Source organism: Pedobacter sp. CG_S7, from assembly GCF_040544395.1.
GTDB lineage: Bacteria > Bacteroidota > Bacteroidia > Sphingobacteriales > Sphingobacteriaceae > Pedobacter.
The window spans coordinates 87415-99817 of sequence record NZ_JBEONS010000008.1 but is presented as its reverse complement, the minus strand read 5'-3'; the positions used below and the strand labels follow the sequence as shown (position 1 = coordinate 99817).

Genomic DNA, 12403 nt, shown 5'->3' with positions numbered 1-12403 from the left:
CAGGAATCTGCCAAATCGCAATCAAAAACATGAAAACATTTTCTAAAGAAGAACGGTTATGTAGCAGAAAGTCTTTAGACTTACTGTTCAAAAATGGTTCTTCTTTTTTATTGTACCCTTTCCGAATATCCTATCTTTTTGTGTCTGAAGCTACTGCCGCTCCCGTACAGGTAGTCATTAATGTTTCAAAAAAACGTTATAAACGGGCGGTTGACCGAAATTTACTTAAACGTAGAACCCGGGAAGCCTATCGCCTTCACAAACAGGAGCATTTTTACGCACATTTAAAACCTTCTGATCAAGTTTTACTGCTGTCTATCCAGTTTATTGGAAAGCAAAAGTATGACTACACTTTCATGGAGAAAAAGATGGTGAATGTATTCAAAAAGCTGTCTGCCAATCTTTCTAGTCATGAGGTTGATTAATAAATTGCTGGGTTGGCTATTCCTGCTGCTCATAAAAGTTTATCAATGGTTATTGTCGCCACTATTAGGGGCCAATTGCAGGTTTTCACCCACTTGTTCTCAATATGGTATAGAGGCAATAAAAAAACATGGTCCATTTAAGGGAGGTTGGTTAACCATAAAAAGAATTGGAAGATGCCATCCTTGGGGCAAACATGGCCATGACCCTGTTCCATAAGATTAAAATCTGCTATATTTGCAGCAATGGCCAAGATACTTCAAATTGAAACCGCAACACAGACCTGTTCTGTTGTACTTGCGATTGATGGTGTAAACGTTGCTTTAAAGGAAGAAACGGCAAATAACATTCATGCAGGAAGCTTAACTTTATTTATTGAAGAAGTGATGCTACAGGCATCCCTAAGTTATCATGACCTGGACGCTATTGCCGTCAGCAAAGGTCCTGGATCTTATACCGGTTTAAGAATTGGTGTTTCTACTGCCAAAGGGCTTTCCTTTGCTTTGGATAAGCCACTGATTGCTGTAGATACTTTAGCGATGATGGCTAATGGCTTTTTGATAGCCAATCCTGATTACAAGGGTTTGGTTTGTCCGATGATCGACGCTAGAAGGATGGAGGTTTATACCTGTCTGTTTAATCATGAAATGGAAATCTTAGCTCCAATTACTGCTAAAATTATTGAAGCAGATTCCTTTCAATCAGAATTACAAAACAATCAGGTTACTTTTATAGGCGATGGTGCATTAAAATGCAGCGAATTATTACAAAATACAAATGCTATTTTCTCTACATTAATAGTCAATTCTGCAGCAAATATGTCACAGCTTGCGTTGACTGCATATCGTATTGAAAAGTTTGAAAATGTAGCGTATTTTGAACCTTATTACCTGAAAGACTTTGTGTTTACTGCACCGAAAAAGAAGGTATAGTATCCTTTATACTTTCTGCTGTTGTACTGATCAACAAATTGGTTTGAAATTTTTTATGATCGCTGTTAAGTTGGTATATAAAGGAATTAAATCTGCCTATTTTTTTGTCTGATTTGAATAATTGTAAATAGGGCAGGTATAGGTTGCTGTTGGCAATATTTTCAGAATTCTCCCGGTTAAAATAAAATAAGATATTTGTTTCTGCTGATAACTGATTACTAGCATCAATATAGGCTTTATTATTGATCAATTGCTTGTCGTTTTTATAGCTGTTTAAAAAAACTTGTATACTACTGGGATAATTAGAAAATACCATGTAATTATCAATAATTGTATAATATGGTTTTTTGAATTTCTCAAAGGGCTCTCCAAAATATGCATACAACAGGTTAGGCTCTTTTAACATTTTAATATCATCACTATATTCACTACTCACATCTAACAACAATTGACGAAGCTTATCTCCATTGCTAAGGTTAATTGCACCAAAGGTTTCCTTGCTTTTTAGTTGAAAAGTGACTATTTGGTTGTCGAAATATTTAGGGAAGGTGCTTTCTAAATCTAAATTGTAGTTGGTGCTGATGTTTTTAATCGTTTTTATAATTTCATCGTTTTTCTTTTTTATAATAAACCAGGAATTCAAGCCTGTTCGCCAGTTTTGATAATTGTTCATCACATAAATAGTATAATTAGCTGTTTCTTCAGGTAAAATAGCATCTATTGTAAATTTCCCTGCTTTGATATCCGAGAAAAGATTTTGGTAGCTGTGTTTGTCATTTAAAATAGTGCTTCCATTAAATAAAATCCGGTCTTTACTAAAACTATAATTGTAATTAGCGAATCCATTTTCTTGTTTAAATTTTTCCGGTGTTACCTGTTCTTGTAAACCTTGTAAGTAATTGAAGTTGATAAATAAAGCTGCCACGCTGTTTTTGCTAAACTTTAAGTTAGTTTTAATATAGGCAATGAATTGTGGATTGGTTTGTTTTTCTGTGGCCTTTAGTCCTTCTGAAATGGCCTTGAATGACTCAGATAACAATAATAGGTTGTTCTTTTGTACAAAGTAATAAGTGCTACTGTCTTTTAAGGTGATTTTTGCAAAGTCGGCTAGTTTTTCTATTGCTATTCCTTTGGATTTTAAAAGATTTAATATAAAACCTGGATCTTGTTTAGTACTCGTCTGTGTGCTTAGTAAAAAAGTCAGTTCTTTGTTTTCTCCAGGAATAAAGCTCAGGTAAAGGTCTTGTTTCTTCAGCTGTTTATTTATTTCAGGAATTGACATCAGTTCTTTTTGCAGTGAATGCAGCGATTGCAGGTTTTTCTCTGGAAGTAAACGTTGCAAAAGATCCTGGCTTTTAAGTAAATCAAGTACACTTTTGTCATTTTGGAAACAAAAGATCAGTCCTGAGTTTGCGGTAGCAGCATATAGACTAATTTCATTGTCATTTGTATCTCTGTTTAATTTAGAAAAATAGAGGTAGGCCAGGGTTACCATGGCCGATAAGAGAAAAAATATGGTGATGTAAATTCTTTTCATGGTATATAAGCAAATTTAATTTATATACTTGGATTACCGTTAAAATGAGTTGATTTTGTTACTTTTAGCATTTACAAAAAAATTTATTTAAATGAATAAAAGAATAATATTAACGGCTTCTTTTTTTGGCGTTCTGGCTGTCATACTAGGCGCTTTTGGCGCCCACGGACTAAAAAGTGTCGTTAATGGTGAATCATTAAGTATTTGGGCAAAAGGAGTAGAATATCAATTTTATCATGTTTTTGCTTTATTGTTTCTGTCTACTTTTGCCAGGTTTAGAAATAAACTGATTGACTGGTCTTATTATTGTTTTACTGCCGGAATCATTCTTTTTTCAGGCTCTCTGTATCTTTTGGCGACACGTGAACTTTTAAACATTTCTTTTGTCAATTATATTGGTCCCATTACCCCAATAGGTGGTTTGTTTTTTATAGTTGGCTGGATACTGTTATTTTTTGCAGCATTAAGACATAAATAAATGCAGGAATTTGATAATTTAGGTTTTGAGGAAAGAGAAACATTTTTTATAGAAGTGATTTTGCCTTTGTCGCTTGCAAAAAACTATTTATACAGAATACCTTTTCATTTAAACGACCAAATTGCCGTAGGTAAACGCGTAATTGTGCAATTTGGGAAAAATAAAATTTATACAGCTTTAATAAAAAGCATCAGTACCATTGCGCCAACAGTATATGAGGCAAAATATATCATTGATGTGGTAGACCGTATGCCCGTGGTTAACTCTTTGCAATTGCATTTTTGGGATTGGATGACCGACTATTATGTTTGTAATGAGGGTGATGTAATGTCTGCAGCCCTGCCTGCAGGTTTAAAATTGGCTAGTGAAACCATTATCGTTTTAAATGAAACGCAAAATGCTGAAGTTGTTAATTTAACCGAAAGAGAAACGTTGTTACTTACGGTATTGGAAAGCAAAAAACGTTTATCAATTGATGATATCGTGAAGCTTTTAGGGCAGAAAACTGTTTTCCCCTTGATCAGATCATTGATTGATAAAGAGATGGTTTATATTGCTGAAGAAGTGGTTGAAAAATACAAACCATTACTTAAATCTTTTCTTACATTAAATCCATTTTATAAAGAAGAAGGTAATTTAAAAGCACTTTTTGGAATACTGGAAAAGGCTCCTAAACAATTGGATGCGCTACTATGTTATATCAACTTATCAAAAAAATCTTCAGAAGTTTCTAAACAAGAATTGTTAGCGAATAGCAATGTTGGTCAGGGTACTGTTAAGGCAATGCTCGACAAAGAAATCTTTCTCTTAAAAAAGATAGCTGTTAGTCGCTTGAATGATGATGTTGATAATTTAATTCTCAATTTTAAGTTAAGTGATGCACAGGCCACTGCCTATGCGGAAATTCAGGAAGAATTAAAAAGCAGGGACGTTGTGCTCCTCCATGGGATCACGGCTTCTGGGAAAACGCAACTTTACATCAAATTAATAGAGGAGGCTATAGCGAATGGGGGACAGGCACTTTTTTTATTGCCAGAGATTGCTTTAACTACTCAGATTGTTGAACGGATTAAAATATATTTTGGTGATGCTATTGGCGTTTATCATTCTAAATTCAATGATTTTGAAAGGGTAGAGATCTGGAATAAAGTGCTTAATGGGACTTATAAGATTGTTTTAGGAGCAAGATCTGCCATATTTCTTCCTTTTAATGAGCTGAAATTCATTATTGTTGATGAAGAGCATGAATCTTCTTATAAACAACATGACCCTGCGCCAAGGTACCAGGCACGGGACGCTGCAGTTTATTTGGCCTACCTGCATAATGCAAAAATAGTTCTCGGTTCGGCCACACCTTCTATTGAAAGTTATTATAATGCTTTAAATCACAAATATGGATTGGTTACTTTAACCGAGCGTTTCGGTGGAGTATCATTGCCTACACATCAGGTTATCAGTATTGCTGAAGAAACTAAAAGAAAGAAAATGGTTTCTTATTTTTCTAGTGTGTTGATTGATGATATCACGACCTCGCTGGCTAATAACGAGCAGGTAATCCTGTTTCAAAACCGGCGTGGGTATGCAACTATTCTAATTTGTGCTACTTGCGGTTACACGCCAAAATGTGTGAATTGTGATGTAAGCTTAACTTTCCATAAAAGTAGTGGTAAGTTACACTGTCATTACTGTGGTTTCAATGAAAATACTTTAAAGATTTGTCCTGCTTGCGGTTCGGTTCATATTGAACAAAAAGGTTTTGGTACAGAGCGGGTTGAAGAGGAATTGGGACTCATTTTTCCAGAGGCTAAAATTGCGCGTTTGGATGTGGATAGCACGCGTACTAAAAATAGCCTTCAGAAAATAATTGGTGATTTCCAGGATAAAAAGACTGATATTTTAATTGGAACCCAAATGGTGGCAAAGGGATTAGATTTTGATAACGTGACTTTAATTGGGGTGATCAATGCAGACACTTTATTAAATTATCCTGATTTCAGGGCTTTTGAAAGAAGTTATCAATTATTGGCTCAAGTTTCTGGAAGAGCAGGCCGCAGAGAAAAGCAAGGGAAGGTTTGTATCCAGGCTTACGACGATAAACACCGCATCATTAAGCAGGTAGTAGAAAATAATTATATAGAGATGTATGAGGATGAGATTGCTGAAAGAAGTCAATTTAATTATCCTCCTTTTTCCCGCCTGATTTTCATTAGTTTGCGCCATAAAGATGCCGATGTGCTCAATGCAGCTGCACAACAGTTTGCAATTAAGTTGAGGTCGAGTCTGGGTGCCAGAGTTTTAGGTCCTGAGCAACCTTTGGTTTCCAGAATTAGAAATTATTACATCAGGCAAATTATTGTTAAATCAGACAAACATACTGCCATTCACAAAGTTAAAGCACTTTTGAAAAATGAAATGACAACATTTTATGCACAAAAGGTTTTTAAAGGCGTTTTAATACAATTAGATGTTGATCCTTATTAATGAGGTTGATCTTGTGGTGGTTATCCTTATAATAAATTAATAAAGCGTTTTCATAACGTTGAACGGTTTCAAACAGTTATTTTTGAGTGTATGGCATACAAGTTTGTGGATAATTACAGGGAAAAAGGTGCGAGAAAGAAATTAGTCGAACACCTCAAATCAAGAGGGATTTCTGATACTAAAGTGCTGAACGCTATTGGTAAAGTACCAAGGCACTTTTTCTTTGATGAAACTTTCTGGATCCAGGCATATCGGGATATCGCTTTCCCTATCGGGGATGGTCAAACGATTTCTCAACCTTATACAGTGGCTTATCAAACAGAATTGTTGCATTTAAAAAAAGGCGATAAAGTTTTGGAAATAGGAACCGGCTCAGGTTACCAAACATGTATCCTGATGGAGCTTGGTGCTGATGTATTTACAATTGAAAGACAGGAAAGTATTTATAAGCACACCATAAGGGTATTACCTGGTATGGGTTACCATGCCAATTTCTATTATGGCGATGGCTCTATCGGTATTGCAGAACATGCCCCATACGATAAAATTATTGTCACAGCTGGAGCACCTTTCGTTCCTGAAGCTTTGCTGAAACAATTAAAAATAGGAGGTGCGCTAGTGATTCCCGTAGGAGATGAGCATTCTCAGAAAATGGTAACCGTATTCAGGGTAGACGAAAAAGACTATGAAAAAATAGAACTGGATACTTTTAGATTTGTTCCCCTCGTTGGCGATCAGGCTTGGTAATTAATTTTTCATTGCCCGATCTAATTCACGTTTTGATTCCCTATCCTTAATACTATCTCTTTTGTCAAATTCTTTTTTACCCTGAGCAAGTGCAATTTCAATCTTTGCAAAACCTCTTTCATTGGTGTAAATCCTTAAAGGAACTATTGTATAGCCTTTCTCCTCACTTTTTGCCTTTAGTTTTCTTAATTCCTTTTTATGCAAAAGCAGAACCCGGTCTCTTTTAATGTCATGGTGGTAAAAGGAACTATTGCTGTATTCAGAGATATGTAGATTTCTGACATAAAGAACATTTCCAATAAACATGCAGAATGCATCAGACATGTTTGATTTCCCTTGCCTTATCGCTTTAATTTCAGTACCCAGCAAAGCTATGCCTGCATTAAATTTCTCAACTATGTGGTAATCAAAATAGGCTCTTTTATTTTTTATTTGAACGTCGTTTTTCATTATTAATTGCTTTTTAACGGTAATGAAGCTTGCATCATCTTTTTAATATTTCGTTAGCCGAACTGAAAGATGAAGCAGGTTTCATTATTAATTTATTGCTTTTTAACGGTAATGAAGCTTTTGATGGTTTCATAACCGTTAAATTATTTGTTTTTTAAAGATAGCAGGCTAATATCCGAAAGAATTGCCGATTAACAGTAATATTAATCTGGTTTTTGATCAATTGCCATCCTTACCTAACTATTAGTACAGGTATTTTTATTTTATGCCTCACTGATTCTACTGTGGTACCAAAAATTAAATCATCGATACCTTTATGTCCGTGAGCACCCATAACCAGTATTTGCAGGTCTTTTTCATTGCTGAATGTTGCAATGGCTTTTGAAGCATCACCGAAACCAATCAATGGTATGGCATGGTAACCTAAATTCTCGAGGTTATCACAATATTTCTGTAAGTTATCGGTGTCGCTTTTGGTTTCAAAATCCATTGCTTTTTTTCCATAATAGCGCGCTGCAGCAGTTTCCACTACATGAATTAAGAAATATTCTGCCTGTTTTCCTCCTTGTATTAAACCATGACGGATGGTATTTCTATCATTTTTTGAAAAATCTACTGTAATTCCAATCCTGTTATAATGAATGTTATCAATATTTTCAATGAGCAGCGCATCTCCATGTGGGACATTTGTTTTTCTAAATTTGTGTGCAGTAATAATGGGATGGATTAAGATATAGATCAGCAACAAGCCAATCAGGATCGCGAGGGGTATTATCAGGTAATAAACGTACCAGGCATTTGCATTTTTGCCCCAGTCGCCAATCTCTTCAACAACCAATTTAACATTCAGGGATACAATGATGAGCGCACTTGCCCAAGCTAATATTTTAACCCATAATTTGATGGCAAATTCCTTCATTTCCTTTTTGTCAGACGTAAAGTGAATCAATGGGATCACAGCGAATCCTAATTGTAAACTTAAAACCACCTGACTTAAGATAAGCAATGCACCTAAAGACCCCTCCCCAAAATACATTATTGTGAAAAATGCAGGTATTATAGCTAGCAAACGAGTAATCAACCTTCGCAGCCAAGGTACAATTCGCAAATTTAAATGGCCTTCCATAATAATTTGTCCGGCTAAAGTACCCGTAATGGTAGAGCTCTGCCCTGCAGCAATTAAAGCTATAGCAAACAATGTAGGTGCAACACCTCCAAAAATATGTTCCAATAACTTATGGGCATCCTCAATTTCTGCCACTTCGAATAAACCATTTTTATAAAATGCCGTGGCTGCTAAAATTAAAATAGCCGCGTTCACAAAGAAAGCAAGGTTTAAAGCGACAGTAGTATCAATGAAGTTGAATTTTATAGCTTCTTTGATACCTGCACTATCTCTTTTAAAATTCCTGGTTTGAACCAGTGAAGAGTGCAGGTATAAATTATGTGGCATTACCGTTGCACCAATTATTCCGATAGCAATATAAAGTGCATCACCCGAAAGCATGCTTGGTTCAAAACCTTTGGCAATTTCTTTTAGTGAAGGCTCAACAATAAACATTTCTATAAGAAATGAAAGGCCAACAATAAATACCATCGACACAATAAAGGCTTCCATTTTTCGCATCCCTCTATTCATTAAAAACAATAAAAGAAAGGTGTCCAGGATGGTCAAACTAATTCCCCAAACTAATGGGATGTTGAATAATAACTTTAAACCGATAGCCATACCTATAATTTCGGCAAGGTCACAAGCTATTATTGCCGTTTGTGCCAGCACAAACAACGGTATGTTGGCCCATTTAGGATATGTATTTCGCGAAGCCTGTGCTAAATCCAGTCCCCTTACTATGCCCAATCTCGAACTCAGTGATTGTAGCAAAAGGGCCATGAGGTTAGACATCAATAATACCCAAATCAATTGATAGCCAAATTTACTCCCGCCAGCCAAGGCTGTCGCCCAGTTACCTGGATCCATATAGCCCACGCTCACTAAATAGGCGGGGCCTATAAATGCAAATATTCTCTTCCAGCCCATGCGCTTATGGGTGTCTACGCTTTGATGAACCTCACTTAAGGACTCAGAATTCTTCATATTATAAATTCATTAATTGGTAGCTTTTGTTAACGAGATGGAGTTGTTATAGATGGTTTCATTAATATATGTTTGGCAACCTCTCTGCTTATACTTATTTTTTGATTAGCAAGTCGCAATTCTACAGAACCGTCAAATTCCGTAATTGCTATCAGTTTTAAAGTTGTGCCTAAGGTTAAATTGGTTTTTTCAAGGTATTTTAAAAACGAAGAAGAGTGCTCACTTACGCCAACAATCAAACCTTGTTCTCCTGGTAGCAGTTTATTTAATTTAATCACTGTTGTAGTTTCAAAATTCCCTGCTTTATCTGGTATCGGATCGCCATGTGGATCATGCTTTGGAAAGCCTAAAAATTCATCTAATCGTTCAATTAACTTTGGAGAGTTAACATGCTCCAGCTCTTCGGCAATCTCGTGAATCTCATCCCATTTGAAATTTAAAGTATTTACCAGAAAAAATTCCCAGAGCCGGTGTCGCCTTACAATATTTATCGCGGTTAACCTCCCTTTTTCTGTGAGGGTGACACCCTTATACTTAATGTAGTTAACCAATGCTTTCTCAGCTAGTTTTTTAACCATATCTGATACAGAAGCTGGCTTGGTTTGAATCCTTTCTGCAATAGCATTAGTTTGAACCATTCCAGCACTTTGCCTGGAAATATGATAGATGGTTTTTAAATAATTTTCTTCAGTAAAAGATTCCATTTCAAAGTTGGCTAACAAAATGTTTAGACAAATCTAAATAAAAGATTGTAAAATTTATTGTATAATTTATAGTCTTTTATAGAATAAAATTTGGTAAATAAACGCTATTTGTTCTATATTTGCAGAAATTAATAAAATAATGGCTGCAGAATTAGATAAAATAGATTTTAAAATCCTTAAACTTTTACAAGAAAACGGAAGAATAACCAACTTGCTTTTATCACAAGAAATTGGTTTGTCGCCGGCCCCGACTTTGGAGCGCGTAAGGAAATTGGAGCTGTCTGGTTTCATTAAAAGCTACCATGCCTTGGTGGATGAAGAGAAACTAGGCTTAGGAATTAAAACATTTATCCAGGTACAGTTGGATTTTCATAAAAACAATACCATCCAGATTTTTCTTGACGAGGTTAACCAAATAAAAGAAATTACTGAATGTCATCATGTTACCGGACAAGCAGATTTTTTGTTGAAGGTTTATGTGAATGATATTAAAGCGTATGAACGGTTGATTATGGATAAAATAAGTAAAATATCTGTAGTGAAAACATTTCAAACCATGATGATCATGTCTACTACCAAAAAAGAACCAATCGTTCCTTTGGAATATTAATCTGAAATGTGCCAATCTATAGGGAGCAGGCCTTGTTCTTCTAACCTTGAATTGGTTTTTGAAAAATGCCGGCATCCTAAGAAGCCTCTATAAGCGGAAAAAGGGGAGGGGTGGGCGGCTTTAAAAATTGTATGCTTGGATTCATCAATCAATAATGATTTATTCTGGGCATATTTCCCCCATAATAAAAAGATTAACCCTACTTTTTGTTGCGACAACTCCGAAATCACTGTATCTGTAAATATTTCCCATCCTTTACCCTGATGCGAACCTGGTTCCTTTGCCCTTACAGTTAACGTTGTGTTTAACAAGAGTACACCCCGGTCTGCCCATGCAGTTAAGTTTCCATGAGTAGGAATGTTGAAATTTTCAATATCAGTACTCAATTCTTTATAGATATTCTTTAAGGAGGGGGGGATTTTTACACCTTTCTGAACTGAAAAAGAAAGTCCATGTGCTTGCCCAGCCCCATGATAAGGGTCCTGGCCCAAAATAACTACTTTCACTTTATCAAATGGCGTATGTAAGAAAGCATTAAATACGTTTACACCCTCGGGGTAAATAATGTAACCATTTTCTTTTTCTTCCCTTAGGAAATCGATTAAAGACCTCATGTAGTCCTTGTCAAATTCTTTTTTTAAAACCTTCAACCAATGTTGCTCTAATAATTCTTTCATTTTCTTATTTTGTGGTCAACAGGTGTAATAAGTCGGCTTCAAAACTTTCGTTTGGGTTTTCAACAATTCTTCCCAGTTCTTTACCTGATTCGAAGATAATAAACGTAGGCACCCTTTCTATGTTTAAATGATCAATATTATACGTATCTGATTTTTTATCTCGGTCTACATTAATCAGAGTTACTTGATTTTTAGGAAAAGCTAGTGCCTCAAGAACTTTGTAGAAATGGGGCACATGCAATTGGCTATCACTGCACCAGGCACCCCAAACAATAGTAATCTGCTTATCTAATATTAAAAGCTTTAATGATTTAATCCTATTATCATTGCTATTGTTAGCTGTATGAACCATTCTTTGCAGTATTTAAGTTTTAAAGGTGCTTTAAAAGTTTGTTAATTTTTTTGTTGAAATTATCATATTAAATCTGATTTTTAGTATTTAAACCCGATATTTGCATAAAAAATTTACAAAAGAATATGTCAAATATAGTACGTCTAATTATAGGTTTTGCCATTCTTGGAGCCTCCATTGCTTTAATAATTTTTGGATTTTGGGGTTGGGGTATTTTAGTTTTATTGATCAGTATTTTTGTGGGTGTTACCTATTTCTTTAATGAGAATATGCTGCTTGCGCAGTGGTTTTTACGTAAAGATAACATGCCTAAAGCCGAACAGTTTCTAAAAAGGATTACCAATTTCGAAACACAATTAATCCGTGTACAACACGGTTATTACCAGCTTTTAATGGGTTTAATTGAATCTAGGAAGACTCCTATGCAATCTGAAAAATATTTCAAGAAAGCTTTAGCTTTAGGATTGCACATGGATCATAACATAGCACTTGCAAAACTTAGTCTTGCAGGCATAGCCATGGGGAAAAGAAATAAGCGGGAAGCCCAGCTCTATTTAACAGAGGCTAAGAAAGCAGATAAGAATAAACTACTTGCCGATCAAATCAAGCAAATGAAAGATCAGCTAGGAATGCTGGATAAGCAACAGCAAATCAGGTACAGATAAATAAAAAAGCTACAGCAATGTGGCTTTTTTATTTATCACACAATCGGTCAAAATTGTCTTGTTCTGCTGAGCCAGTGCCTCTGCTAATGATGTCTTCTTCTTCATAGGCGTTAGCGCTGTTAAAGAAGCGTTGTTCTGATTGTATCCTTTTAATCAATTGACGTATTAAAGATAAGTCGAACGTAGCTTTATCAAGCTTAATGCAGTATTCATTTTCCGTAATTTCCAGACTTGAATTGTTCATATTTATAT

The 12403-nt window shown here is 35.4% G+C and carries 15 protein-coding genes; 8 read left to right on the top strand and 7 right to left on the bottom strand.

Going from position 1 to position 12403, the window contains the following annotated elements; genetic code table 11:
• The first annotated feature begins 29 nt into the window (after window positions 1-29).
• Genes rnpA through tsaB form a run of 3 tightly spaced genes read left to right on the top strand, consistent with a single transcriptional unit; the run spans window position 30 to window position 1355 of the window.
• Window positions 30-425 carry a ribonuclease P protein component gene (gene rnpA, locus AAKU52_RS06935; protein WP_354331647.1) on the top strand — a complete coding sequence of 132 codons (396 nt, stop codon included), beginning with the start codon at window positions 30-32 and terminating at the stop codon, window positions 423-425.
• Window positions 412-642 (top strand): membrane protein insertion efficiency factor YidD, encoded by a 231-nt coding sequence (gene yidD, locus AAKU52_RS06930; protein WP_354331645.1) that lies wholly within the window; start codon window positions 412-414, stop codon window positions 640-642. Before rnpA ends, yidD begins: the two co-directional genes overlap by 14 nt.
• A gap of 26 nt (window positions 643-668) precedes the next feature.
• A complete protein-coding gene (tsaB, locus tag AAKU52_RS06925; protein ID WP_354331643.1) occupies window positions 669-1355 on the top strand; it encodes a tRNA (adenosine(37)-N6)-threonylcarbamoyltransferase complex dimerization subunit type 1 TsaB in 687 nt (228 codons plus the stop codon).
• On the opposite strand, the gene AAKU52_RS06920 is transcribed toward tsaB, so the two are convergent.
• Window positions 1330-2892 carry a hypothetical protein gene (locus AAKU52_RS06920; protein WP_354331641.1) on the bottom strand — a complete coding sequence of 521 codons (1563 nt, stop codon included), beginning with the start codon at window positions 2890-2892 and terminating at the stop codon, window positions 1330-1332. The genes tsaB and AAKU52_RS06920 overlap by 26 nt on opposite strands.
• 91 nt (window positions 2893-2983) lie before the next feature.
• On the opposite strand from AAKU52_RS06920, the gene AAKU52_RS06915 reads away from it, so the two are divergent.
• The 3 genes from AAKU52_RS06915 (at window position 2984) to AAKU52_RS06905 (ending at window position 6598) form a co-directional block, all read left to right on the top strand.
• Window positions 2984-3370 carry a DUF423 domain-containing protein gene (locus AAKU52_RS06915; protein ID WP_354331639.1) on the top strand — a complete coding sequence of 129 codons (387 nt, stop codon included), beginning with the start codon at window positions 2984-2986 and terminating at the stop codon, window positions 3368-3370.
• The gene (priA, locus tag AAKU52_RS06910; protein ID WP_354331637.1) at window positions 3371-5851 is read left to right on the top strand and encodes a replication restart helicase PriA; all 2481 of its coding nucleotides are present in this window, start codon (window positions 3371-3373) and stop codon (window positions 5849-5851) included.
• 90 nt (window positions 5852-5941) lie between these two features.
• Window positions 5942-6598 (top strand): protein-L-isoaspartate(D-aspartate) O-methyltransferase, encoded by a 657-nt coding sequence (locus AAKU52_RS06905; RefSeq protein WP_354331635.1) that lies wholly within the window; start codon window positions 5942-5944, stop codon window positions 6596-6598.
• On the opposite strand, the gene smpB is transcribed toward AAKU52_RS06905, so the two are convergent.
• The 3 genes from smpB to AAKU52_RS06890 all read right to left on the bottom strand — a co-directional run bounded on the left by smpB (window position 6599) and on the right by AAKU52_RS06890 (window position 9847).
• The gene (smpB, locus tag AAKU52_RS06900; RefSeq protein ID WP_354331633.1) at window positions 6599-7048 is read right to left on the bottom strand and encodes an SsrA-binding protein SmpB; all 450 of its coding nucleotides are present in this window, start codon (window positions 7046-7048) and stop codon (window positions 6599-6601) included.
• Window positions 7049-7280: 232 nt separating this feature from the next.
• A complete protein-coding gene (locus AAKU52_RS06895; protein ID WP_354331631.1) occupies window positions 7281-9143 on the bottom strand; it encodes an Nramp family divalent metal transporter in 1863 nt (620 codons plus the stop codon).
• 29 nt (window positions 9144-9172) lie between these two features.
• Entirely contained in the window at window positions 9173-9847 is a 675-nt protein-coding gene (locus tag AAKU52_RS06890; RefSeq protein WP_354331629.1) for a metal-dependent transcriptional regulator, read from the bottom strand.
• A 139-nt stretch (window positions 9848-9986) separates the two neighbouring features.
• Between AAKU52_RS06890 and AAKU52_RS06885 the strand changes: the two genes are divergently transcribed.
• Window positions 9987-10457: an Lrp/AsnC family transcriptional regulator gene (locus AAKU52_RS06885; RefSeq protein ID WP_354331627.1), complete on the top strand. Its 471-nt coding sequence runs from the start codon at window positions 9987-9989 to the stop codon at window positions 10455-10457.
• On the opposite strand, the gene ung is transcribed toward AAKU52_RS06885, so the two are convergent.
• Both ung and AAKU52_RS06875 read right to left on the bottom strand, forming a co-directional pair.
• Window positions 10454-11134 carry a uracil-DNA glycosylase gene (gene ung / locus AAKU52_RS06880; protein WP_354331625.1) on the bottom strand — a complete coding sequence of 227 codons (681 nt, stop codon included), beginning with the start codon at window positions 11132-11134 and terminating at the stop codon, window positions 10454-10456. The genes AAKU52_RS06885 and ung overlap by 4 nt on opposite strands.
• Window positions 11135-11138: 4 nt before the next feature.
• Window positions 11139-11486 (bottom strand): thioredoxin family protein, encoded by a 348-nt coding sequence (locus tag AAKU52_RS06875; RefSeq protein ID WP_354331622.1) that lies wholly within the window; start codon window positions 11484-11486, stop codon window positions 11139-11141.
• A gap of 125 nt (window positions 11487-11611) precedes the next feature.
• Here AAKU52_RS06875 and AAKU52_RS06870 point away from each other — a divergent pair, with 125 nt between their 5' ends.
• Window positions 11612-12151 carry a DUF2892 domain-containing protein gene (locus tag AAKU52_RS06870; RefSeq protein WP_354331620.1) on the top strand — a complete coding sequence of 180 codons (540 nt, stop codon included), beginning with the start codon at window positions 11612-11614 and terminating at the stop codon, window positions 12149-12151.
• Window positions 12152-12179: 28 nt separating this feature from the next.
• Here the strand turns inward: AAKU52_RS06870 and AAKU52_RS06865 are convergent, their stop codons facing one another.
• Window positions 12180-12395, bottom strand: coding sequence for a hypothetical protein (locus AAKU52_RS06865; protein WP_354331618.1), 216 nt, complete (start codon window positions 12393-12395; stop codon window positions 12180-12182).
• Between the last annotated feature and the right edge of the window lie 8 nt (window positions 12396-12403).

Excerpts from the sequence above, each read along its gene's own strand:
- tsaB (WP_354331643.1), top strand. The coding sequence starts at position 669 with ATGGCCAAGATACTTCAAATTGAAACCGCAACACAGACCTGTTCTGTT.
- AAKU52_RS06915 (WP_354331639.1), top strand. The coding sequence starts at position 2,984 with ATGAATAAAAGAATAATATTAACGGCTTCTTTTTTTGGCGTTCTGGCT.
- AAKU52_RS06870 (WP_354331620.1), top strand. The coding sequence starts at position 11,612 with ATGTCAAATATAGTACGTCTAATTATAGGTTTTGCCATTCTTGGAGCC.
- priA (WP_354331637.1), top strand. The coding sequence starts at position 3,371 with ATGCAGGAATTTGATAATTTAGGTTTTGAGGAAAGAGAAACATTTTTT.
- AAKU52_RS06905 (WP_354331635.1), top strand. The coding sequence starts at position 5,942 with ATGGCATACAAGTTTGTGGATAATTACAGGGAAAAAGGTGCGAGAAAG.
- ung (WP_354331625.1), bottom strand. The coding sequence starts at position 11,134 with ATGAAAGAATTATTAGAGCAACATTGGTTGAAGGTTTTAAAAAAAGAA.
- rnpA (WP_354331647.1), top strand. The coding sequence starts at position 30 with ATGAAAACATTTTCTAAAGAAGAACGGTTATGTAGCAGAAAGTCTTTA.
- AAKU52_RS06895 (WP_354331631.1), bottom strand. The coding sequence starts at position 9,143 with ATGAAGAATTCTGAGTCCTTAAGTGAGGTTCATCAAAGCGTAGACACC.
- smpB (WP_354331633.1), bottom strand. The coding sequence starts at position 7,048 with ATGAAAAACGACGTTCAAATAAAAAATAAAAGAGCCTATTTTGATTAC.
- AAKU52_RS06890 (WP_354331629.1), bottom strand. The coding sequence starts at position 9,847 with ATGGAATCTTTTACTGAAGAAAATTATTTAAAAACCATCTATCATATT.
- yidD (WP_354331645.1), top strand. The coding sequence starts at position 412 with ATGAGGTTGATTAATAAATTGCTGGGTTGGCTATTCCTGCTGCTCATA.
- AAKU52_RS06885 (WP_354331627.1), top strand. The coding sequence starts at position 9,987 with ATGGCTGCAGAATTAGATAAAATAGATTTTAAAATCCTTAAACTTTTA.
- AAKU52_RS06875 (WP_354331622.1), bottom strand. The coding sequence starts at position 11,486 with ATGGTTCATACAGCTAACAATAGCAATGATAATAGGATTAAATCATTA.
- AAKU52_RS06865 (WP_354331618.1), bottom strand. The coding sequence starts at position 12,395 with ATGAACAATTCAAGTCTGGAAATTACGGAAAATGAATACTGCATTAAG.
- AAKU52_RS06920 (WP_354331641.1), bottom strand. The coding sequence starts at position 2,892 with ATGAAAAGAATTTACATCACCATATTTTTTCTCTTATCGGCCATGGTA.